The 21,682-nt window shown below is 54.2% G+C and carries 22 protein-coding genes; 12 read left to right on the forward strand and 10 right to left on the reverse strand.

All coding sequences use genetic code 11. The annotated features are described in order from the left end of the window. Together P6M73_RS15955 and cobI are read left to right on the forward strand one after the other, a co-directional pair. Complete coding sequence (locus P6M73_RS15955) at positions 1-1,155, forward strand: ABC transporter ATP-binding protein (protein ID WP_277854006.1); 1,155 nt, start codon at positions 1-3, stop codon at positions 1,153-1,155. Beyond that, complete coding sequence (cobI, locus tag P6M73_RS15960) at positions 1,155-1,841, forward strand: precorrin-2 C(20)-methyltransferase (protein ID WP_277854007.1); 687 nt, start codon at positions 1,155-1,157, stop codon at positions 1,839-1,841. The genes P6M73_RS15955 and cobI overlap by 1 nt, the downstream gene beginning before the upstream one ends. 120 nt (positions 1,842-1,961) lie before the next feature. On the opposite strand, the gene P6M73_RS15965 is transcribed toward cobI, so the two are convergent. Next, the gene (locus P6M73_RS15965; protein WP_277854008.1) at positions 1,962-3,332 is read right to left on the reverse strand and encodes an alkaline phosphatase; all 1,371 of its coding nucleotides are present in this window, start codon (positions 3,330-3,332) and stop codon (positions 1,962-1,964) included. 1,457 nt (positions 3,333-4,789) lie between these two features. On the opposite strand from P6M73_RS15965, the gene P6M73_RS15970 reads away from it, so the two are divergent. After that, on the forward strand, positions 4,790-6,193 hold the full coding sequence (locus P6M73_RS15970) for an ISL3 family transposase (RefSeq protein ID WP_277854009.1): 1,404 nt from the start codon (positions 4,790-4,792) through the stop codon (positions 6,191-6,193). 58 nt (positions 6,194-6,251) lie between these two features. Here the strand turns inward: P6M73_RS15970 and P6M73_RS15975 are convergent, their stop codons facing one another. Further along, positions 6,252-6,638, reverse strand: a complete 387-nt coding sequence (locus P6M73_RS15975; RefSeq protein WP_277854010.1) for a metallopeptidase family protein — start codon at positions 6,636-6,638, stop codon at positions 6,252-6,254. Between the two features lie 303 nt (positions 6,639-6,941). On the opposite strand from P6M73_RS15975, the gene P6M73_RS15980 reads away from it, so the two are divergent. The 9 genes from P6M73_RS15980 (at position 6,942) to P6M73_RS16020 (ending at position 15,732) form a co-directional block, all read left to right on the forward strand. Further along, positions 6,942-7,712: a DUF72 domain-containing protein gene (locus tag P6M73_RS15980; protein ID WP_277854011.1), complete on the forward strand. Its 771-nt coding sequence runs from the start codon at positions 6,942-6,944 to the stop codon at positions 7,710-7,712. Positions 7,713-8,257: 545 nt separating this feature from the next. Beyond that, complete coding sequence (locus tag P6M73_RS15985) at positions 8,258-8,983, forward strand: amino acid ABC transporter permease (RefSeq protein WP_277854012.1); 726 nt, start codon at positions 8,258-8,260, stop codon at positions 8,981-8,983. Beyond that, positions 8,967-9,701, forward strand: coding sequence for an amino acid ABC transporter ATP-binding protein (locus tag P6M73_RS15990; RefSeq protein ID WP_277854013.1), 735 nt, complete (start codon positions 8,967-8,969; stop codon positions 9,699-9,701). Before P6M73_RS15985 ends, P6M73_RS15990 begins: the two co-directional genes overlap by 17 nt. 69 nt (positions 9,702-9,770) lie before the next feature. After that, complete coding sequence (locus P6M73_RS15995) at positions 9,771-10,745, forward strand: transporter substrate-binding domain-containing protein (protein WP_277854014.1); 975 nt, start codon at positions 9,771-9,773, stop codon at positions 10,743-10,745. Positions 10,746-10,753: 8 nt separating this feature from the next. Beyond that, entirely contained in the window at positions 10,754-11,926 is a 1,173-nt protein-coding gene (locus P6M73_RS16000; RefSeq protein WP_277854015.1) for a M20 family metallopeptidase, read from the forward strand. 355 nt (positions 11,927-12,281) lie between these two features. Next, a complete protein-coding gene (locus tag P6M73_RS16005; RefSeq protein ID WP_277854016.1) occupies positions 12,282-13,973 on the forward strand; it encodes an IS1634 family transposase in 1,692 nt (563 codons plus the stop codon). Then, positions 13,973-14,197: a hypothetical protein gene (locus tag P6M73_RS16010; RefSeq protein ID WP_277853886.1), complete on the forward strand. Its 225-nt coding sequence runs from the start codon at positions 13,973-13,975 to the stop codon at positions 14,195-14,197. Before P6M73_RS16005 ends, P6M73_RS16010 begins: the two co-directional genes overlap by 1 nt. Positions 14,198-14,305: 108 nt before the next feature. Beyond that, positions 14,306-15,133, forward strand: coding sequence for a DNA-formamidopyrimidine glycosylase family protein (locus tag P6M73_RS16015; protein ID WP_277854017.1), 828 nt, complete (start codon positions 14,306-14,308; stop codon positions 15,131-15,133). Between the two features lie 113 nt (positions 15,134-15,246). Beyond that, positions 15,247-15,732, forward strand: a complete 486-nt coding sequence (locus P6M73_RS16020) for a pyridoxamine 5'-phosphate oxidase family protein (protein ID WP_277854018.1) — start codon at positions 15,247-15,249, stop codon at positions 15,730-15,732. Positions 15,733-15,934: 202 nt separating this feature from the next. Here the strand turns inward: P6M73_RS16020 and P6M73_RS16025 are convergent, their stop codons facing one another. The 8 genes from P6M73_RS16025 to P6M73_RS16060 all read right to left on the reverse strand — a co-directional run bounded on the left by P6M73_RS16025 (position 15,935) and on the right by P6M73_RS16060 (position 21,682). Continuing rightward, entirely contained in the window at positions 15,935-16,957 is a 1,023-nt protein-coding gene (locus P6M73_RS16025) for a DUF362 domain-containing protein (RefSeq protein ID WP_277854019.1), read from the reverse strand. Between the two features lie 120 nt (positions 16,958-17,077). Beyond that, positions 17,078-17,950, reverse strand: coding sequence for an HAD-IIB family hydrolase (locus P6M73_RS16030; protein WP_277854020.1), 873 nt, complete (start codon positions 17,948-17,950; stop codon positions 17,078-17,080). Positions 17,951-18,155: 205 nt separating this feature from the next. Further along, positions 18,156-18,836: a D-lyxose/D-mannose family sugar isomerase gene (locus tag P6M73_RS16035; RefSeq protein ID WP_277854021.1), complete on the reverse strand. Its 681-nt coding sequence runs from the start codon at positions 18,834-18,836 to the stop codon at positions 18,156-18,158. Next, the gene (locus P6M73_RS16040) at positions 18,833-19,093 is read right to left on the reverse strand and encodes a hypothetical protein (protein WP_277854022.1); all 261 of its coding nucleotides are present in this window, start codon (positions 19,091-19,093) and stop codon (positions 18,833-18,835) included. The genes P6M73_RS16035 and P6M73_RS16040 overlap by 4 nt, the downstream gene beginning before the upstream one ends. Before the next feature lie 71 nt (positions 19,094-19,164). Continuing rightward, the gene (locus tag P6M73_RS16045; protein WP_277854023.1) at positions 19,165-19,518 is read right to left on the reverse strand and encodes a hypothetical protein; all 354 of its coding nucleotides are present in this window, start codon (positions 19,516-19,518) and stop codon (positions 19,165-19,167) included. An 89-nt stretch (positions 19,519-19,607) separates the two neighbouring features. After that, on the reverse strand, positions 19,608-19,877 hold the full coding sequence (locus P6M73_RS16050; protein ID WP_277854024.1) for a (4Fe-4S)-binding protein: 270 nt from the start codon (positions 19,875-19,877) through the stop codon (positions 19,608-19,610). Between the two features lie 471 nt (positions 19,878-20,348). Beyond that, positions 20,349-20,615, reverse strand: a complete 267-nt coding sequence (locus tag P6M73_RS16055) for a hypothetical protein (RefSeq protein WP_277854025.1) — start codon at positions 20,613-20,615, stop codon at positions 20,349-20,351. A 122-nt stretch (positions 20,616-20,737) separates the two neighbouring features. Next, on the reverse strand, positions 20,738-21,682 hold the full coding sequence (locus tag P6M73_RS16060; protein WP_277854026.1) for a D-2-hydroxyacid dehydrogenase: 945 nt from the start codon (positions 21,680-21,682) through the stop codon (positions 20,738-20,740).

The following is a 21,682-nucleotide window of genomic DNA, read 5'->3' on the forward strand; positions in this document are numbered from 1 at the left end:
ATGACTGATTTTTTCAAAACGGACCGTCTCACCGTCGGCTACGACGGAGTCCCGCTGATCCGGGACATCTGCCTGTCCCTGGAGCGGGGGCAGATTATGACCCTGATCGGACCCAACGGCTCGGGCAAGTCCACGATTCTGAAAAGCCTCACCCGTCAGCTGAAAAGCCTGGGCGGAACGGTGAGCATCGATGGGCGATCCATTGCCAACATGTCCAGCCTCGACCTGGCCCGGCAGGTATCGGTGGTCTGGACCGACCGGCTCAAACCGGAACTTATGACCTGCCGGGAGGTTGTCGCCACCGGCCGCTATCCCTATACCGGCCGCCTGGGCATCCTCTCCGCGGCAGACCGGGCCGCTGTCTTCGGGGCCATGGAGCTGGTGGATGCCCTGCCCCTGGCCGAACGGGACTTTACCCGAATCAGCGACGGCCAGCGCCAGAGAATCCTGCTGGCCCGGGCGATCTGCCAGGAACCCCGGATCATCGTACTGGACGAGCCCACCTCCTTTCTGGATATCCGCTATAAGCTGGAACTCCTTGGAATTCTGCGGTCCCTGGCAAAGGAGCGGGGCATCACGGTCATCATGTCGCTGCACGAACTGGAACTGGCCCAGAAGGCTTCGGATCTGGTTCTGTGCGTCAAGGACGGAGCGATTGCCCACATCGGCAGCCCCCGGGAAGTCTTTGGCGGCGACCGGATCCGGGAACTGTTCGGTCTGACTGACGGCAGCTACAACCCGGGCTTCGGCAGCTTTGAACTGGCCCGCCCCGGCGGAGTACCACGGGTGTTTGTCATCGCCGGCGGCGGAACCGGCATCCCGCAGTACCGGGCGCTGCAGCAGCGAGGCATTCCGTTTGCCACCGGCATCCTGCATGAAAATGACGTGGACTTCAGCCTGGCGCGGGATCTGGCCGGCGAGGTCATTGCCGAGCAGAGCTTTGAGCCCATCCGCCCGGCGCTCCTGCGGCAGGCCATCGACCGGCTGAAGCAATGTGGCGCGGTGATCAACTGCCTGAATCGGTACGGCGAACTGAACCTGCCAAACCGTGAACTGGCCGAAGCGGCCCGATCACTCGGCCTGCCGGTTGTGTCCGGTGCCGATGAGCTCCCCTGCCAATCTGACTTAATAATCCGGAAATGGAGTGATGATTGATGAAACATGGAATTGTGTATGGCGTCAGCGTGGGGCCGGGAGATCCGTCCCTGCTGACCCTGAAAGCAGCCGAGCGCATCCGGCTGTGTCCGGTGCTGGCTGTGCCCCGGACCTCCGGTGCCCACTCCCTGGCGCTGTCCATCGCCGCCGGGGCGGTGGATCTGGCTGCCAAGGCGGTGGAATACCTGGACCTGCCCATGACCCGGGATCCCGAACTGCGGGAACGAGCCTACCGCGCGGTCGCAGACCAGATTGCGCGCCATCTCGGAACCGGTGCGGATGTGGCGGTGCTTAACCTGGGCGATGCTTCGCTCTACAGCTCCTGGTCCTACCTGTGCCGAATTCTTCTCGACGACGGCTGGACGGCGGAAACCATCCCCGGCGTGACCAGCTTCTGCGCCTGTGCCGCCCGGCTCAACCGCAGCCTGACCGAGATGAATGAACCACTGCATATCCTGCCCGGCGCCCTGGAAGATCTGGAAGCCGCCCTGGCCCTGCCGGGCGGAAAAATCGTGATGAAGTCCGGCAAGTCCCTGCCCCAGGTTCTGGAACTCCTGGCCAGACAGGGCCTGACCGACCGGGCAGCCCTGGTCAGTGACTGCGGCCTCCCCACGGAACAGGCTTTTCCCCGGATTGAGGAAGTGACTTGTGACAGCTACTTCTCGACCCTCCTGATCGCGCCCTGACCAGAACCCGGTGATGTCCCAGACACAGAAATGCCCGGACACAGAAATGCCCGGAGCCTGCTCCCCCAAGGGGGATGAGCTCCGGGCATTTTTTGCTTTTTCGTTTGATGTGGAATCCGATTAATCCAGCAAATCCAGGACTGCCGGGACGATTTCGGTATTGTCGAGGTAGCGCTTGCGGACTGCGTCGCGCTCGTCGGCATATTTCTTCAGGAGCTGAGCACCCGGTCCCTTGGCATACAGCGGGATCAGCTGGTTGGTATGGTCGCCGGAGAGCCAGTACACACCGGGCAGCTGGCCCTGACCGTTGCTGCGGACCGGAGTCAGGGCATCGGGTGAGCCCGACAGGTATCCGGTCTCATGATCACCGGTCACGATGAGCAGCGTTTCACTCCAGCTGGAGTTTTCTTCCACCCAGTCCACCACGGCCTCGACGGCGGCATTGAAGTCATTCATTTCCTCGATGTTTCGGCCAAGCTGGTTGGCATGCCCCGACCAGTCAATGGCACCGCCTTCAATCATCAGAAAGAGTCCGTCTTCATCCTGATCCAGCACGTTGAGGGCAGCCCGGGACATGGTGGCCAGATCCGGGACATTCTGGTTGAAGGGAACCGCATACGGAGCGGCTTTGGCATCGCCGCCGCGTCCCTGCTGCAGGGTGGATGCCACTTGGGGCACCCCGAATACGCGCTTCGGGGTTTCCCCCCGGGTCATGGCTTCAAACTCGGCTTTTGTTTCGATGAAGGTCCAGGCATCGGTCTGACCGTCTCCATCAGCATCTGCACCGGCTTGGCCCTGGGTCAGGTTATTCCACAGTGTCTCCCCATCGACCGCCTTCCCGCCTTCGCGCATGGCGTTGAGATTCTTGAAACTGGGAGCGGCGGGCTGTCCGTTGTCATTGAACATGGGATGACCCGGAGCCATGATGACGTCCGCAGCGGACTCATTGATCATCTCAGCGGCGATGGTATTATAGTTGTTGCGGTTGACGTCATGGGCAATGAATGCGGCCGGAGTCGCATGATAGAACTGCACTGAGGATACTACGCCGGTGGAGCGGCCCGCTTCCTCAAAATACTGGCCCACATGCTTGAGTTCCCGGCGATTGATATCCACGCCAATGCCTGCATCATAGGTCTTGACGCCGGTGGACATGGCCGTTCCGGCCGCCGCTGAATCCGTGGGCCGGTGCTTGATGTAGTCAGTGTCTGACCAGGCCTGGGAAGGATCGTAGCTTCCCACCGAGTAAGTGCTCATAAACGTGGCGGTGGGGAAGTTCTGATAGATCGCCTGCCCATCCCGTCCTGCATGGTAGTAGTTGGCCGCCAGGATCTGGTTTTCGCCCCAGCCGTCCGCGATCATGAGGATCACATTGCGCACCGTCTGACCCTTTCCTGCCGTCTTTCTGGCAGCCAGCGCATTGGTGCCGCCCAATCCCATAACCAGGGATCCCGTCACCGCCAGAGCCATCATTTTTTTCCAGTTCAACATCCTTGTTCCTCCGTTTCATTCGTTTCGTACAAGGATATTCTAGCTTTGCCATGTGATGCCCATGTTCTCATCAAGTAAATTGGAGGTTAATCTTCCAGACGGTAGTTATTGAAATTCCCTAAATCCTTGGCAAAACTTGCGATTATGAAAGATCAATCGGTTGATTCCACTTCATGCCAACCTTGATTCAGACACACGACCCTGCACCGACCTCCAAAAACACTGAATTTGGGTAACCAGGGGCCGTATCGTTTCATTCGGTCGTCATTTCTGGGACGACCGGGCTGCCTGATCCGCTGTGGAGGAAAAAGGAACTGATCTTGAGCCATTCTTTGCTTTTGGTTTCATACGGTTTCATGGCTCGAGTTGATAAAACCTGTTCCATTTAGACGACCAGTATGTTCTGTATGTGAATTAATATCATTAAATCTCTAAATTTTAGTTTCCCCTCTACTATTAAATCAGAGGAGGGTATTAATGGTGATCTTCATCTATTGTTGTTAATTACATACAAAAGGAGTGGTATTGTGAATAGGAAAATTGTTTCGATTCTGTTTGCTTTAGTAATTGTGATGGTACCATTTTTAGACAGTATAATCTTCACACGTCCGATAGAGACTGAATCTGTAAACAAAGTTATCAGAATATCCTGTATCGTTATCGGCTTGTTACTTTCCGTTAATGGACTTGTATCGTCCCCTGACAAGGAGAAATAATTAAATATTTAAATTAAGGTATTTTTTACTATTATTATTGTTGTTCGTAATGTTACCTGTTCAAACCGGCTACAAGCGACTTTCATGGAATCAGGAACCTCCCCTACAAAAATAATTAGTTTTGATGAAATGATTTTAGAAATATCAAGATCCAGTCACTATCAATTGAACGGGCAAGGATACTTGTTCCTGATAAACAGGCATCTTACTTAAACGCAGGCGTTAACGATTAGCGTATTCAACATCCTATGCAAATATATATTCAGAATTTCTTGTTTCGAATGTGTATTAGACTTCCGCCTATTTTTATTGCTTTATTGGCTAAGCTGTCCGGGTAGTCTCACCCTCGAACCCCACCAGATCACCAATTATATGGAGTCTGTCTGAGGGAGTTGTTGCATAACTAGGTAACTAGATGAGCAACAACTCCTTTTTCGTTTTTCCGAACTAATCCTCGTTTGAACTTTTATCTTAATTCTAAGAAGGCTTGTAAAGCGTGCTATTATTAAGCGCACTTAACAAGCCTTCTTAGAAAATCAGGTCTCGCCAGACTTATGCTTCCTTTTTATGCAGGATTTCGCCCTTTTGAGAAAAATTCCGGGTCAATCACAAATTCTGTGGGATTGACCGACTAGATCCATTCCCCAAACCGGCATAACATTTGATAATAGAACGAGCCCCGCGCTATGATGGAAATGCATCTGGACGGATGTACAAATCCAAACACAGCGGAGGCTCTGAATGAATTATACACAGGATGAACAAGCTAATACAATCACTGATTCCCAAAATTATCTGCACATCCCTTCGTCTCTTATTGGGTTTACTAATACGCATAGTTCACAGCATACTGCCGTTTCCGGTAAAAGTGTGATTCAGTTTCATGGAGTCCTCAAGCTAGATGACACCGATCGCGCCTGCCCCAACTGCGGGGGCTTCATGCACATTAACAATACGTCCTCATGTAGTCTTTGGCACCTGAACTTCGGGCACACTTATACTTCCCTGGAATTCGATAAGAATCAATTACTGTGCCCAACCTGCGGGATCACCAGAGTCCAGCAGGTGCCCTTTCAGGCACAAGGTCATCGGATCTCGCAACCACTTTTGCAATACACTAGGGATCTTCTCGCCATCGGAACCTACAACCTCAAGCAAGTCGCTGAGATTACTGGTCTTGGCAAGAACACAGTCAAAGCGATCGACTTGAAACGCCTGGAGGAAATGTACACCCTGGACGGCAAGCTCACCAAGCCCCAGAGGCAGGCAAAGTACCTCAGTATCGACGAATTCAAGCTTCACCGAGGCCACCAGTACGCCACCCACATCATCGACATAGAGACTGGCCATATCCTCTGGATCGCCCATGGCAAGCGCAAGCAGGTCGTCTATGACTTCATTGAGCACGTCGGTCTCGAGTGGATGGACGGTGTTGAAGCAGTCGCCTCGGACATGAACTCAGACTTCCAAGAAGCCTTTGAGGAAAAGTGCCCCCACATCCAGCCGGTCTTCGACCATTTCCACATCATCAAGAATTTCAATGACAAAGTGGTCGCTGAAGTGCGCAAAGACGAACAGAGGCGTCTTCAGGCGGTGGGTGAGTACAAAGCTGCTGAGTCCCTCAAGAGGACCCGCTATATCCTGATGTCTTCTCGGGAGACGCTGCAGCGCAAAGACCGGGAGGCCGCGGAGGGCAAACCCTTGTCCAAGGGCGGTAGGCTCTTCCAAAGGGCAGAGATCACGCGTCGTCCTGGCAGTGAGGAGAAGTACGACCAGCTCATCCAGGAGAACCAGCTTCTGTTCACAGTTGACCTCGTCAAAGAGATGCTCTCGGAGGCGTACAAGGCCGCCAGTGAGCCGGAAATGGCTAGTCTGATCACGGAGGTCATGGAAGTATGCTATGCCTCGGAGAATGAGCACCTGCAGTGGTTTGGGCGCCTGATGGACAGACATTTTGAAGGGATTATAGCTTATGCGACCTACCGCATTTCGAATGGTCAAATCGAGGGGATCAACAACAAGATTAAGACATTACGTCGACAAGGGTATGGCTATCCAGATGATGAATACTTCTTCCTCAAGTTATTCGATATGAGTCGTAAAACGTACGTAAGGAATCCACCATCCCACAGAATTTATGATTGAGCCAAAATTCCTCGCGAACCTTGTATTTGTGTGTGAGGCTGGTTGGAGTGGACTGCTGCTAGGTCTGGCGGCGAACCCGATCCCGGTATGACTGCAGGCGCAGGTGATCCTCAAACTCCAGCCCAAACTCCCCGCCCTGGCTCTCGAGATGATGGAGCAGTTCGTGGTGCAGGGTCTCCTTTAAACGCTCCTTCAGCCGGACTTCGTCCAGATGACCGAAAACTTTCTGGAAACTGCCATAGAAGATCACGATCTGACGTCCCATTCGGTTTCTGGAGTATTGCCCCAGCATGTACAGCGGATCTCCGGGAGAGGATTCCGGACTGTAGCGGACTTCTTCCGACACCAGAATGCCCAGATTCAGGTTGCTGAAAATTTCGTCGGGGAGTTCATCGGCCAGCTCAGTCAACAGCTCTGTGGCACGATCGATATCGATGGATTCCATGCTTCACCTCCTGAGGTCGTTGAATCGGGGGCGTGGGTCAATGTACCTTCGGATACCTCGCCCTCTTATACAAGAATCGTACCACAAAGTGATCTGAATCCATGAAATTTTCGAGAATGCCTGACCCTCTTTGATAAAAAAAAGCTACATTAAATATATACAGACACCTGGAGACAACAAAAAAGATCTTTGTAACTTATGATGGATCTCTGATCCGAACCTTGATCAGCTCGAGAGTTCGTTTTTTATGGAACAAAAATCAGGTCACCTGCGGGATTCGATTTCCCCCTGAAAGGAGTTGCTATGATTCATATTGGCCTGGCGGGCTGGGACAGTCAAAGCTTCTATGAGGCGGGCATCCGGTCCAAGGATAAGCTGCGGCTGTACAGCCAGATCTACGATACCGTGGAAGTCAATTCCACCTATTATCAGTTTCCTTCCGAAGCAACCATTCAAAACTGGCATGATACGGTGCCGCCGGCCTTTCGCTTCAGCATTAAGCTGAATCGTCTCTTTACCCATGATCTGGGACTGCGCCTGCCACTGGAAGCCACTGCCCGACTCAGCGAATTTCTGACGAGCTTCGCGCAGCTGGGGGACAAGCTGTCCTGGTTTCTGGTTCAGCTGCCGCCCAGCCTTGCAGCTGATCCGGCAGCTTTGGACGGTTTTCTTTCGACCATGCGAAAAATCCTTCGGGAATCCGGCCTTTCGGCTGGCATCGCGGTGGAATTCCGCCATTCCACCTGGTATGAACCCGGCACGGCGGAAATACTGGCGCGCCGCCAGGCAACCCAGGTAATTTCCAGCTCTCCCGGGCGATGGCCCTGCGAGTGGATTGCCCCTCACCCGGAGAGTTACCTGCGTCTGCACGGTCTGAAGCGCATGTACCATACGCCTTATTCAAAGGATCAGCTGAATCGGCTCAAGGAATGGCTGGATGATGCCAGAGCCCCTGCCTGGATCTACTTTGACAATACCGCCACCCAGGGAGCCCGCGACAACAGCCGCTATCTCATGCAGATTCTGGGTCAGCCGGTTCCGGAAGAAACTCATCAGCTGACGATGGATCTTTAGCCACTCTGTTCTGTCAGGCCGGATTGATGTTTCCTCAGAGTTTTCCCTGATGGAGTGATTTTCAGGTTCCTGCGCCATCGCAAATCCTTTCCCCTCGATTCCACTCTCCTGTCAGATGCATAATCCTGCGTTTATTCCATCTTAATACCGCCAGTCAGGCTTCGGGAGAGTCCGGATATCCCTCCGGTCTGGTTCCACTCTGGCTCCAGTCGGGCTTCGGCCAAGTCTCCAGTAAATTCTCTTGAAATTCCCTGGAGAGCTGGTGGACAGCCTGCTCAGGAACGCTGATGGAGCAATGGATCCTGTCATTTCATCATTTGCTTAATTTTCATTGTTTTTTGAAGTAAAGGATACTCAACTGTATAATTTGCATCGTATTTGCATTTTTATTAATTCAATTCGCCAATTCTATTCGGCTTTTCTTGCCGGTTTGATTTCAAATCCTGCCTTTTCTGAATGAAATCCCCCAAAAAGCACTTGACCGCTCCCTGACGTTATGTATAATTATTCATATATTGTTAATATTATGTATCGGAGCTGAAATTATGTCATATATATACGCGTCGAAAATCGTCATCGATTTTTCCAAACTGATCCCCTGGACCAATGTGTTCATTCAGGGTACGGTGGTCACCATCGTCCTGTCCCTGATCACGGTCATCCTGGGAAGCCTTCTCGGCCTGACCGCCGCCATGATGAAACGAAGCCGCTACCGCGTCCTCAACGTCATCGCGGACCTGTATGCCCAGATCATCCGAGGCACGCCCATGCTGGTTCAGCTGTTGATCTGGCTCTACGCTCTGCCTCAGATCGGAATCCGGCTGCCGGAACTTCCGTTTCTGGGCAGTATTTACGGCTCGCGGGAATTCATCACCGCCGTCGTCGCCCTGGCCATTAACTCCGGCGCTTACATCAGCGAACTCCTGCGCGGCGGACTCAACTCCATCGACAAGGGTCAGATGGAAGCCGGACTGTCCCTGGGACTCTCCCGAAGCCAGAGCATGCGCAAGATCATCATCCCCCAGGCGGTCAAGGTCATCCTGCCCGGCCTGGCCAATGAATTCATCACCATGATCAAGGAATCCGCCATCGTCTCGACGGTCGGCATCTTTGATGTCACCTACAGCAGCAACATCATCAAGGCCGCCACGTATTCCACGTTTGAGCCGCTCCTGGTCGTTGCGCTGATCTATCTGTTCCTCACCACTGTTACGACTCAGCTCATGGCCATCATGGAAAGGAAGTTGAATACGGATGCTGACCATAAATAATCTGTACAAACAATTCGGCAGCCTGGAAGTGCTCAAGGGCGTCTCCACGACCGTGGAAAAAGGCGAAGTCGTTGCCATCATCGGACCCTCCGGTTCGGGCAAGTCGACGCTGCTGCGCTGCATTAATCTCATGGAACGGCCGACCTCCGGCCAGATCCTGTTTCACGGGGAAGACCTCTCCGTCCTGGATCCGGAATCCAAGGAGCTGACCACAGCCCGAGGCCGAATGGGAATGGTGTTCCAGCATTTCAACCTGTTCCCGCACATGACGGTGCTGGAGAATCTTACCATGGCGCCTGTCCTGGTACGATCGCTCAGTCCGAAGGATGCCGAGGCTACCGCAGAAAAGCTGCTGGCCCGCATCGGTCTCTCCGACAAGCGCGATGTCTATCCGGCCAGTCTCTCCGGCGGTCAGAAGCAGCGGGTGGCGATTGCCCGGGCACTGGCCATGGAACCGGAACTGATGCTCTTTGATGAACCCACCAGCGCCCTGGACCCGGAAATGGTCAAGGAAGTGCTCCTGGTTATAAAAGATCTGGTGAAGGATGGCATGACCATGGTCATTGTAACTCACGAAATGAACTTTGCCCGTGAAGTGGCCGACCGCATCCTGTTCATGGATGACGGACAAATCGTAGAGGAGGGACCCCCGGCGGATGTCATGGACAATCCCCGGGAGGAAAGAACCCGACAGTTCCTCAACGTGGTGAGTTACTGATTCCAATCCCTCCCCAATCCTGGATCAAAAAAAAAGAAACAAACAAATTTAAAAAAGGATGTATGAAGCATGTTTAACCTTAAAATAAAGCAAATGATGATGAATTCGGCGGCCCTCCTTCTGGGCATAACCCTTCTCTCCGGCTGTGCTCCCGCCGCTCCCGCCACCAGCCCGGCTACCTCCCCGACAGCAACCACTCAGGGCGCAGCCACAGATCCGGCCACCGGCGGATCCACCACCGGCGCTTCCACCACTCAGGCACAGGCCGATGAAAATGATAAGCTGGCCCAGATCAAGAAAGCCGGCAAGATTGTCATGGGAACCTCCCCGGACTATCCTCCGAATGAATTCTATATCCTCGATGCCTCCGGCAACAAGCAGATCGTCGGTTCCGACGTGATGCTCGGACAGGCCATCGCTGACAAGATCGGCGTCAAGCTGGAGATCAAAGCCACCGATTTCCAGGGTGTTCTCTCCAATGTCCAGGCCGGCCAGATCGACATGGCCATTGCCGGACTGACCTATACCGAAGGACGGAAGCAGTCCATGCAGTTCTCCACCGGATTTGTCAACGAATCCGTAGAAGGCTTCCACGGTCTGATGATGACCAAGGAAACGGCTGCCAAATACAAGACGCTGGATGAAATCAAGGCAGCCAAGCTCACCATCGGAGCCCAGACCGGCTCCATCCAGGCAGAAATGGCCTACACGGTCACCGACGCCATGAACGTCAAACTCATGGGCGTGCTCGATGCCCTGGCTCTGGCCCTTAACGCCGGAGACCTGGACGCGGTGGTTGTCTCCACAGACAATGCCATCAACATGCTGGCCACCTTCCCTGATTTCACCATCCTGCCGGAAGAAACCTACAACCTGGATCCGGAAGGCAAATACAATCAGAACATCATCGGCTTCCCCCTGGGCGAAGAATATCAGTCCCTGATCGCGGTTGCCAATGAAGTGATTGAAGCAGCCAAAGCCGACGGCACCATGGAAAAATGGCGCCAGGAAGCTCTGGAACTGGCCAAGAAAGCTCTGGAATAGGTGGCGCGATGACGTCCCACGAATCAGCCATCAAGACTTACCTGGAAGAAAGCCATCCTCAGTATGCCGAACTGGTCCGGTATCTCTACGACCATCCGGAAGCCGGCAATGAAGAATGGCTGGCTCAGGAACAGCTTACGAAGATGTTGACCGGACTGGGCTTTTGCGTAACCAAAGGAGCAGCCACCCCCACCGACTTTGTCGGAGTCTATGACTCCGGCAAACCCGGTCCGGTGCTGGCCTACCTGTGCGAATACGACGCTCTGCCCGTAGTCGGCCACGGCTGCGGCCACAACCTCATCGCCGGAATCTCCCTGGCTGCTGCCGCTGCCCTGAAGCAGGTCATCGACCAGACCGGCGGCACGCTGCAGGTCATGGGCTGCCCGGCCGAAGAAAACTTCGGGGGCAAGATCAGCCTGGCCGAGGCCGGCCTGTTCAACGGCGTGGACTGCGCCATGATGCTCCATCCTTCCAGCGTCAACGGGCTGGGTGGACGGTCCCTGGCCCTGATTCCGGAACGGTTTGTCTTCCACGGCAGGTCCGCCCATGCCTCCCGGGCCTGGGAAGGTGCTTCCGCCCTGGATGCGGCCGTCTCCACCTTCAACCTGCTGAACCAGCTCCGCCAGTTCGTCAAGCCGGGCACCAACATCCAGGGCGTCATTACCGATGGCGGCAAAGCCGCCAATGTGATCCCGGAAACGGCCCAGCTGGACTACTACTTCCGCGCTCCCTCCATGGCCTACTGCAAGGAAGTTCAAGCCAAAGCCCTGACAAGCGCGCAGGCGGCTGCCCAGGCAGCCGGCGTCCAATTCAGCCACTACCAGTATGAAACCGCCTACGATGACTGCCTGATGAACTACACCCTGGGCGAGCTGCTGCAGGAAGCCTTTGCCACAGCCGGCCTGACTGAGATCGAAGCCATCGTCGAAGAGCCCATTGGATCCACCGATGTCGGGGCTGTCTCCTACCGCTGCCCGACCATTCAGGGCAAAATCAAGATCTGCGGCAGTGATGTTCCGGCTCATACCAGTGATTTCGCCGCGGCCACCGTATCTGACGCCGGATCAAAGGCCCTTCTGGACGGAGCCTTCAGTCTGGCCCTCCTGGGTCTCCGGCTCCTGACGGATCCCCAGGCTCTGGCCAAAGTTCAGAAAGAATTTCAGGATTCCAAACCGGTCTGATTCACAATCTTGTGATTTTGCGGCCAGGGCATCCCTGATCCAACGAGAACACCCGACCAACCAGGCCGGGTGTTCTCCCTTTTTCATCGGATGGCCGATGAGCCGGACGATCAAGCGACTCATCGGCCGGATCGGCGAACCCGGGGATGGACCATCCGGCAAATATCAACCGTCCGCCGGCGGTTGCCGCCCCGCGGGGTTATAATCCTTAACTTCCTGAATTAATAACACTAAAGAAATTTCATCGTCAAAAAAAGTTGATCAAAGCCCATGAATACAGTCTTTAATGGTTGTACTCATGGGACTTTTGTTATACAATATTTAGTATTAAATAACACTAAAGGAAGTACCCGAAATGTATCTTGATTGTGTCGTTGATGTACCTGATATTCCAGGGAAAATAACTCATCAGAAAAAGAAAAATGCGGTCTATATCGACTTCGAATACGAGCGGATCTATTATCCGGAGCGAAAGTATACCATCCCTAAACGAGTCACCATCGGCAAACAGGATCCGGACAATCCGGAGCGAATGGTACCCAACGAGAATTTTTTGAAGTATTTTCCCGAAGTTGAACTTCCGGTCCAAAAGAGTACAATTCGTCGAAGCTATACCCTCAAGGTTGGGGCATTCATTGTCCTGCAGCAGATCGTTGAAGCCTACAAACTGCCTGAGCTGCTGGGCCGATACTTTAACTTTCCTGATCTGGGCCTGTTTTTGGATCTGGCGATCTATTCGATCATCTGCGAAAACAACGCCTCTCAGTATTATCCCGACTATGCTTACAACCATCCCCTGTTCACGGAAAACATGCATATGTACAGTGATTCCAAGATCTCCGGCTTCCTAAGCCAGATGAGTGATGAGCAAAGTATGGGGTTCTTGAATGACTGGAATGCAGCCAGAGACCATCGAGAGAAAATCTATATTTCGTATGATTCCACGAATAAGAATTGCCAGGCTGGAGATCTTGAGCTGGTGGAGTTCGGACACCCGAAAGTCGATCTGGGCTGTCCCATCTTCAATTACGCGATTGCCTATGACACCAGCAATCAGGTCCCACTATTCTATGAGGAATATCCCGGCAGTATTGTAGATGTTTCCCAACTGCAGTACATGCTTGATCGTGCCTATGCCTATGGCTATCGCAAAATCGGGTTTATTCTTGACCGGGGCTACTTCAGTCGCCAGAACATTGAGTACATGGATCAATATGGCTATGACTTTGTCATGATGCTCAAAGGGAGAGCCAAGCTGGTCAATGAACTGATCATGGCGCATCGGGGGAGCTTCGAAGAGAGTTGGAATCGTAGGGTGAAAGCCTATGATGTATCGGGCATTACCGTCCGGCATAAGCTCTATGAGTCCGATCGAAACGACCGCTATTTCCATCTGTTTCACAGCGATGAAAAGCAAACCTGGGAACGCTCTGCATTGAAAGCAAAGGTCGAGCGCATGGCTGCTCTCATGGCTCCTTATCAGGGGAAAGTGATGAGTGTGCCGGAGAGCTACAATCAATATTTTGAGGTCTTCTATGATCAGGATGGGACCTTCCTCGCCCTTAAAGAGAAGGAAGCCGTGATTGAACGCGAGCTGAAGCTTTGCGGATATTTCGTCATTGTGACCTCAAAAAAGATGACCGCCGAGGAAGCGATCACCTTGTATAAGGGGCGTGATGTATCGGAAAAGTTATTCCGTGGAAGCAAGTCCTATCTGGGCAACAAGAGTCTTCGGGTCCACTCCAACGAATCAGTATCGGCTAAAATCTTTATTGAGTTCGTTGCCACAATCATTCGAAGCCGTCTGTACACTCTACTGAAAGCGGAGATGGTAAACAACGACCGTAAAGCCAATTACATGACGGTTCCAGCCGCGCTGCGGGAACTGGAAAAGATTGAGATGACGAGGATGGGAGATGGCAACTATCGCTTAAGCCACGCGGTGACAGCCACGCAGAAAGCAATCCTGAAGGCCGTCAGACTGGATGTGGCAAACATAAAGACCAAGGCAAATCAAATCAATGAACGGTTGAGAGGAGAACTATAATGCCAAGAGGACCCAAGATCCTGATTGATGAGAAAATAAGGAAATCCGAGGCTGCCCTGGCCAAAGCCAAGGCCAAATATGACGCGGAAGCGGCTGTACTGAAGGAACTGCTCCAAAAGAGACAGGCAATGAGAGACCGGGAATTAATGGAGGCGATCGCGAAAAGCAAGCGCTCCTTTGAGGAGATTCTGGACTACATCAAAAGGGATTCAGATGCAGATTAATTGGGTCAATTCGATCTTTAGTGGGAAAATTTCAGGAAGTTAAGGTATAATGGAAGGAGCAGGGTGTTTCATCGGAAACACCGAATGTACTCCGAGGGGGTGGACACTATGATCGAACTGCCCGAAGCCCTGGTCCTGGCCAGACAGCTGAATCAGGCCGTCTGCGGCAAAACCGTTGCCGCGGCAGCCGTGAACCAGTCACCGCATCAATTTGCCTTTTACCATGGGGATCCCGCCGTTTACCCCGATAGACTGCGCGGCTGCACGCTCCACGATGCTTCCGCTTACGGCGGAATGGTGGAAATGGACTTTGGCCGATGCCGGCTGGTCATTTCCGACGGCGTCAATCTGAGGTTTCATGAAATGCCCGCCACCCGGCCGAAGAAGCACCAGCTCCTCCTGGAATTCCGCGACGGAACGGCCCTGAGCGCCAGCGTCCAAATGTATGGCATGCTCTGGTGCTTCGAACCCGGAACCTTCGACAATGAATACCGGGCTGCCGCACGGACGAAACCGTCTCCCCTGACGCCGGAGTTTAACCGGGCCTGGTTCCAGTCGTTGCTGAACGCAGAGGCGGTTCAGAAACTCAGCCTGAAGGCCTTCCTGGCCACCGAGCAGCGCATTCCCGGACTGGGCAACGGAGTCCTGCAGGACCTGCTCTGGTCCTGCGGCCTGCATCCCAGGCAGAAGGTCTCCAGCCTGGATGACGAAGCTGCCGGGAAGCTGTTCTTGTCCATCAAGACCACCCTGGCGACCATGGCGGATGCCGGCGGCCGGGATACCGAGAAAGATCTCTTCGGTCAAAGCGGCAGCTACCGTGCCAGCCTGAGCAGCCTCCACCAGAAAGAGGGCTGCCCCCGGTGCGGCGGCGAAATCCGCAAGGAGAGCTATCTGGGCGGCAGCATCTATACCTGTCCCCGCTGCCAGCCCATCTGATGATCATTGATCGAATGGCTATAGAATGATCATCAAAGGACCCCTTGAATGACTCTTGAATGAAACAGCCCGCAAACTTAGCATTTGAATAAATTAACCCTGGGAGGTAATTCATGTTTCGAACCATGCGCCGAGCGCGCCAGCTCCTGTCCCCTGAGGCGACCCACACTGTTCTTGCCAGATGCACCAACGGCATCCTGTCCTGTCACGGCGATGACGGCTACCCCTACGGTGTGCCGGTCAGCTATGTCTATCACAATGACCGCATCTACTTCCATTCGGCGGCGGCTGGCCATAAGCTCGATGCCATTACCGGCAACCCGAAAATCAGTTTCACCGTCATTGATGAGGATACCATCATCAGTGCCGAGTACACCACCTATTTTCGAAGCGCCATTGCGTTCGGACGGGTCCGCGTCTGCGCCGGCGACGAACGGATCGAGGCATTCCGGGCCATGGTGGAAAAATACTCCGGAGACCGTCCGGACGAAGAAAAAGCCAAGGAAGTGGCTGGCTGCTCCGCTGCTCTGATCCTCGCCATCGATGTGGATCATCTGACCGGCAAGGAAGCCATTGAATATGTCCGCGCCCGCACATAAACCGCCGGACCCTGGCATCAGAAAGTCCTTCGGGGAGTGATATGGTCACTCCCCGAAGGACTTTTTCTTATGCTTATTTTCATGGGAAACCAACATGGTTAATGCGCCGCATTGAATCTCCGGATGGAGCCGCTGCGCCGGGTCATTACGCTTTCCGCACGATTTTTTTCTTGAAATGGTCCGAAGGACAGATGATCTGCTGCTAACCGAGTGTGATCAGCTCGTACTTCTGGCTGCCCAGTCCCATTTCCTCGGCATGAGCCAGGGATTCCCGGCCGTTGTCAAACAGAGGCTTGCCTTCCCGCTCCTGCAAAAGATCAATGCAGACCCGGTCAATGGCCACAGGATCCGTGGAGGCGAAGACGCCGATGTTATCAGCCACCAGCTCCATGTGTCCGCCATAGCAGTCACAGTACTGGGTGACATTGAGCAGGAAGTTCAGGTAAATATTGCGCTTGCCAAAGCCAGCTCCGTAGGCATATTCCGCCAGCCGGGCCGTAAAATCCTTCGCGCCCCAGTCGGTCTTGATGGCGCCTACCGGACAGGCGGCCACACAGGCGGCACAGCCGACGCATTTCTCATGGTCGATGAAGGCCGTCTCGGTCAGCTCAATTGCTCCGTAATTGCAGGATTCCACGCAGGCGCCGCAGGCGATGCATTCATCCTGGCTCACCACCGGATTGACGGTGGCATGCTGCGCCATTTTCCCGGAACGGGCGGCAAAGCCCATGGCCAGCTGCTTCATGGCACCGCCGAAACCGGCTTCGGCATGTCCCTTGAAATGTGCCATGATGATGAACTGATCGTAAGGCGCAAAGCCGGCCCCCAGCTTGACCGAATCAAACACTTTGCCGGGAATCGGCACTTCCGTCACCGCTTCGCCGTGATCGCCATCGGCGATGATGATGGGAAGATCCGTAAAGCCATGCTCCCTGGCCAGCGCAATGTGGCTGTCCCGGGTTGTCCGGCTGCCCCGATAAAGTACATTGGTCTCAATATAGCTGGGCGTGATGCCGCGCGATCTGAGCCGGCTGATGACTCCCTGATAGCACCCGGGACGCAGGAATGTATCATTGCCCTTTTCCCCGAAATGAACCTTCAGCGGGATCTCCCCGGCCAGTTCCACTTCTTCCCGGGCCACCACTTCCTCAAACAGCCGGGCAGCCGCCTCGGACAAGGCTGCCTCATCGGCCTGCTTCATCGGAATAAAATAAACGTTGCTCATAATTCCTCCTTCTGCTCATAACCACCCGATTCTTTGACCATTCCCCGAGCCGCCCCCTGAAAGCGGCTGCCGCTCACTGGACTATTCCCTCGCAGCCCTGGGATTGCCCCGCCTGGCTGGTCACTTCCCGGCTTCGGCCGGATTCCCCCACTCGGACAGAATATCCTCAATCACCCTGGCAACGAACTGCCCCGGCCGCGAATCCAGAACGCGGTCAGCGGCCTCCTGAACTTCAGCCGGTGAACTGGCCAGCGTATAGGAGAGTTCGGCTTCCCGCATCATCTCGATGTCATTGAGATAGTCTCCGGCCGCGATGACAAAGGCACTGCTGTTCTCCCGAATGTAGCGGATCATCTTGCCCTTGGATACCTCTCGGGGCGTCAGCTCCAGATAATGGGTCTGAGACTTGACGACTCGAAGCTGGGGCAGATACTCCCGGACATACTCATGGGCCAGTCTCATGCCCGCGTCGCAGTTCTCATCCGTCAGGCCGAACAGGATCTTATTGCAGCGCTGACCTTCCACATCTCCAAAATCTGCCCGGACAAAGGGATGATGCTCGACCACCCGGGGATCCTCATCCGGACTTTGGCTGACCAGATACGTCTGATCCGGCGTGTACACCTGAATCATGATTTCCGGATAGAAGACAGTCAGCCGCCGGAACAGCTCCCCCAGCCCCTCGGTAGCCATTTCATGCTCGATGATGGACTGCCGGCCCGTTCGGTCATACAGCGTCGCGCCATTGGCAAAGATTGCCGGAAAGTTGGACGGAACTGCCTGAACGTGGTATTCCGCGTTGATCCGGCCCCGGCCCGTGGCCAGAGTAAAGTGGAAGCCTGCGGCGATAAACCGCTGAATGGCTTCCAGGTCGGTCTCGGAAACCTGCAGGGACTTGTCCACCAAGGTTCCGTCAATATCGGCAAACAGCACCACCGGCCGTTTTCCTGCCGCGGTCTGTGTTAAAAACTGATCCAAATATTTCTTTGTCACTGATTTCCTCCTGCCGGATGTGTTCTCTTCCTATCAGTATAGCATTTCTTCCGTTTTTCATTGCAAATTCAAATGAAAATAGATCCGTCAGGCCCCTCCGGCCCACCGGATGGAACAGGAGTCCTTCCGGCGGGCCGGAGGGACTCCCTGTTGTTCTTCCTGGATTTCTCAAACAGCCGTTTCCCGATTGAAATCACGATGCTCCCTAAGGTGGCGGCGGATATTCACTGCACAAAAGCCGCCAGGCGGGTTCATCCTCCTCGATGGTGGGAAAACGTCCCACCGCCTCCCGGAAGAAGTTGTCCGTTTCATCGTCATTGACGGAAGAGACTTCTCCGATGAGGACGGCTCCGGTACCTGGCTCCACCCGAAAGTCGTGGGACAGTCCGGGCGTCAGCGTGACGCTCTCCCCGGGGGTCAGGCGCAGACTGGCGCCGGAGGGAAGAATCCGGTGGACCCCGTCACAGGCAACCCGGACAGGTTCCGAAGTTTCATGTCCGTCCTCATCCGTCTGAATCAGACGCAGGAGCAGATTGCCGCCCCCGCGGTTGATGATGTCCTCGGTCTTGGCCCGGTGATAATGCATCGGGGCATATTGGCCTTCGCGCAGCATCAGGAGCTTTTCGGCATAGGTCCGGGCATACTTCGGATCCCCCGCTTTGCCGTTGCGCAGTGTGATCAGGGAGAAGCCCAGGGCATGGAAGTCCCCCTGACCATAATCGGTAATATCCCAGCCCAGCCGGCAATCCCTGACTTCATCCCAGTCGTGGCCTAAAACAGGCCACGTCGCTGGACTGACGTGGCAAAACGGCGGCAGCGCGAAATGGAACCGGTCAGCCAGTTCTTCCATTTCCCGGATGGCCTGATTGATTTGTGATCGCTTCATCGCTCCAGCTCATCCTTGTCGGTGGTGGTGGAACAGGTCTTGGGATTATAGTATTCGGGTTTGGAACGGAACTGGTCATTGGTGGCGTATTCGGAGGATTCCACCTCGCCCAGTTCATCCGTGGTCTGTCCCTGCTGAGGATTGTGATGCCTGAGCTGCTCTTCCGTCTCCGTGATATCCCGTGATTCGGGGATCACTTCGCAGAAATTTTTCTTTTCTTCCGGTTTCGGAGTGGTTTTCAGCGGTTCCTTTTTCATGAGCGATTCCTCCCATTGTTTGAAATCAGGTCTTTGCCGGCAGGAATCCTGCCGTTTGATTTACTTTTACCTTACAAAAAACAGTTCAGATTGATCTCGGCCTGAGCCAGGGGACTGCCCGAGAATTCCCGGAGCAGCTGATTCAGGTGATCCAGAACCGCCTGATCCAGACTGCTTTTCACGACCGACTGAGACTGAAACTGCCCCTTGATCACATCACCGACTTTGGTTACCACAAACCGGCCCTCAAACCGGGGTTCGCTGGTCCTGACATACTCCAGGAGCCTGGGCAGCAGTTCCCGGTTAAGGATCTGTTCTATGCGCTGTTCCGATTTTAAAGCCTCCCCCCACTTGCGGGTGAGCTCTTCCGTTACCGGCATGACAAACACATCGTTGATTTTCGTATTGATATCGGGATATTCCATTCTTTATACCTCTTTCCTCATTGATTCCTGTCCATGGATCTTTTCCAGGCTCATGCCTCCCTTTCAAGGGAGACAATCGCAGGATGTTTTTACTCCCGATCCGGAGCAGGCTGAACTTCTTCCTCTGTTTTGAGTTTATACTTCAGGGCGCCGGTGGGACATTCCCGCACGACCCGGATGACTTCCTCCACGGGGGCCAGATCCACCATGATCCAGGGACGGCTGGACGGGTCGAATACAAACTCATTTTCCCGGCTGCAGACGCCGGTATGGTTGCAGCGGTCCTGGCTGTAGTAGACATCGATGTCCTTGCCCCGGTATTTACGATAGCCTTGGGCCATCAGTTCTTCTTCTGTCACGAATGCATTGCTCCTTTGTCTGCGGCAACTGCCGGGCATCCACCTTCGGTGGGTTACCGGAAGGATCTGCGCCAGATTGCGGCTCGGTTGGTTTGAGTCCATTATACCGTGACGCTGTCCGGCATTTGAGAACATTCTATGAAAGAAGAGCAAGTCTTTCGTGAACCTCCGGCACTCAGACAAGGTTCTTCCGTTTCATCGGCAAGTCTTCGACGGCTTCGGACCGTCGGGGATGATCGGCTGGCAAGAATCCCTTTAAGTATTTAGGAAAGGATCTGAGAAAAGGATCTGAGGAAAGGATCTGAGGACAGGATCGATGGACAGGATCGATGGACAGGATCGATGGACAGGATCGATGGACAGGACTTGATTTCAGTGGAAGGCGTGATTCGAAAAATGCAGCGATTTGATTCTAAACGCGAAAAAAGCCGGGGTTTCCGGCTTTTTTCTATCGGTTCTCATGATTCATTGTTAGCTTATGTTTGCTGCCCACTGGTTCAAAAGGTGTTTCCCGGCATCGGTAATTTCAAAGAAGTAGTTGACCAGACTGTTATCCCGTTCGATCAGCCGATCGGTGCGGACCGTCACCAGGTACCCTTTCTCCGTCAGCCGTTCCGCTTCTGTCTGGATCTCCTCTTTTCGGTAATCACGCAGCTGGGAATGGCTCTTCAAGTAAACATACTCGTCGCTGTTTTTATCATGGAGAATCTTCAGAATTCGAATGCCCAAATCAGACATGAACGCTTCCTCCATCTGTATTTATTTTGTTAAAGCAATCTTAACAAAATATTTACTATTTGTAAAGCCTCCATTCTGTTTAATCGTGCCCAATTAAGTTAAATACAGGTTAATTCGATCGGCTAAATGACGCGGTGGCGGGGTTCGCCGGCTAGGTAGGAACGGATGTTGCGCATGGTAGAGTCCAGAATCCGGATTCGGGCTTCCTTTGTCGACCAGGCGATATGCGGGGTGATGATCAGATTCGGGGCTTCCCGCAGGATATGGCCTTCCGGCATGGGTTCCATGGACAGAACATCCAGAGCGGCACCGGCAATGACGCCTTCATCCAGCGCCCGGCGCAAGTCTTCCTCCACGATGAGGGGGCCGCGGGAGGCGTTGATCAGGAAGGCACCTGGCTTCATCAACGCCAGGCTTCTGGCATTGACGATGCCCCTGGTGAACTGGGTCAGGGGACAGTGCAGCGTCAGGATATCCGACTGCCGGAAAATCTCTTCCAGGGAAACGGATGGCACATCGAAGGCCCGGCCCGGCCGCTCCACAGTAATGACCTGCATGCCGAAGGCGCGGGCCAGTTCACCGACCCGCTGTCCGATCCGGCCATAGCCGATAACTCCCAGTGTCTTGCCCATCAGCTCAACCTGGGGTGACAGGGTATAGCACCAGTCGCTGGCGCTGGTCCACTCCCCGGCCTGGACGGACTGGCTGTGCCGTCCGATCTGGTGGGCCAGCTCCAGGATCAGAGCCAGCGTAAACTGGGCAACGGTATCCGTGCCGTAGGTGGGCACGTTGGACACCACGATGCCAAGGTCCCGGGCAGCTGCCGCGTCAACGCAGTCATAACCGGTTGCCATCACCGTAATGTATTTCAGCTGCTTAGCCTCTGCCAGCGCCTGACGCGTCAGATTCGCCTTGTTCGCGACCACAATGTCGGCGTCCCGGATCCGGTCCGCGATCTCTTCGGGCAGGGACCGGTCATAGACCGTTACGTCGCCGAAGGCTTCCAGGCCTTCCCAGGTCAGATCGCCCGGGTTGAGGGTATATCCATCCAGTACAACTATTTTCAT

Source organism: Anaerococcoides asporogena (assembly GCF_029590275.1).
In the GTDB taxonomy this organism is placed as follows: Bacteria; Bacillota; Clostridia; order Clostridiales; family Clostridiaceae; genus JG1575.

Excerpts from the sequence above, each read along its gene's own strand:
- P6M73_RS16040 (WP_277854022.1), bottom strand. The coding sequence starts at position 19,093 with ATGAAAAAGGAACCGCTGAAAACCACTCCGAAACCGGAAGAAAAGAAA.
- P6M73_RS16005 (WP_277854016.1), top strand. The coding sequence starts at position 12,282 with ATGTATCTTGATTGTGTCGTTGATGTACCTGATATTCCAGGGAAAATA.
- P6M73_RS15995 (WP_277854014.1), top strand. The coding sequence starts at position 9,771 with ATGTTTAACCTTAAAATAAAGCAAATGATGATGAATTCGGCGGCCCTC.
- P6M73_RS16025 (WP_277854019.1), bottom strand. The coding sequence starts at position 16,957 with ATGAGCAACGTTTATTTTATTCCGATGAAGCAGGCCGATGAGGCAGCC.
- P6M73_RS15990 (WP_277854013.1), top strand. The coding sequence starts at position 8,967 with ATGCTGACCATAAATAATCTGTACAAACAATTCGGCAGCCTGGAAGTG.
- P6M73_RS16000 (WP_277854015.1), top strand. The coding sequence starts at position 10,754 with ATGACGTCCCACGAATCAGCCATCAAGACTTACCTGGAAGAAAGCCAT.
- P6M73_RS16045 (WP_277854023.1), bottom strand. The coding sequence starts at position 19,518 with ATGGAATATCCCGATATCAATACGAAAATCAACGATGTGTTTGTCATG.
- P6M73_RS15980 (WP_277854011.1), top strand. The coding sequence starts at position 6,942 with ATGATTCATATTGGCCTGGCGGGCTGGGACAGTCAAAGCTTCTATGAG.
- P6M73_RS15985 (WP_277854012.1), top strand. The coding sequence starts at position 8,258 with ATGTCATATATATACGCGTCGAAAATCGTCATCGATTTTTCCAAACTG.
- P6M73_RS15975 (WP_277854010.1), bottom strand. The coding sequence starts at position 6,638 with ATGGAATCCATCGATATCGATCGTGCCACAGAGCTGTTGACTGAGCTG.
- P6M73_RS16010 (WP_277853886.1), top strand. The coding sequence starts at position 13,973 with ATGCCAAGAGGACCCAAGATCCTGATTGATGAGAAAATAAGGAAATCC.
- P6M73_RS16060 (WP_277854026.1), bottom strand. The coding sequence starts at position 21,682 with ATGAAAATAGTTGTACTGGATGGATATACCCTCAACCCGGGCGATCTG.
- P6M73_RS16020 (WP_277854018.1), top strand. The coding sequence starts at position 15,247 with ATGTTTCGAACCATGCGCCGAGCGCGCCAGCTCCTGTCCCCTGAGGCG.
- P6M73_RS15955 (WP_277854006.1), top strand. The coding sequence starts at position 1 with ATGACTGATTTTTTCAAAACGGACCGTCTCACCGTCGGCTACGACGGA.
- P6M73_RS16035 (WP_277854021.1), bottom strand. The coding sequence starts at position 18,836 with ATGAAGCGATCACAAATCAATCAGGCCATCCGGGAAATGGAAGAACTG.
- P6M73_RS15970 (WP_277854009.1), top strand. The coding sequence starts at position 4,790 with ATGAATTATACACAGGATGAACAAGCTAATACAATCACTGATTCCCAA.
- P6M73_RS16055 (WP_277854025.1), bottom strand. The coding sequence starts at position 20,615 with ATGTCTGATTTGGGCATTCGAATTCTGAAGATTCTCCATGATAAAAAC.
- cobI (WP_277854007.1), top strand. The coding sequence starts at position 1,155 with ATGAAACATGGAATTGTGTATGGCGTCAGCGTGGGGCCGGGAGATCCG.
- P6M73_RS15965 (WP_277854008.1), bottom strand. The coding sequence starts at position 3,332 with ATGTTGAACTGGAAAAAAATGATGGCTCTGGCGGTGACGGGATCCCTG.
- P6M73_RS16015 (WP_277854017.1), top strand. The coding sequence starts at position 14,306 with ATGATCGAACTGCCCGAAGCCCTGGTCCTGGCCAGACAGCTGAATCAG.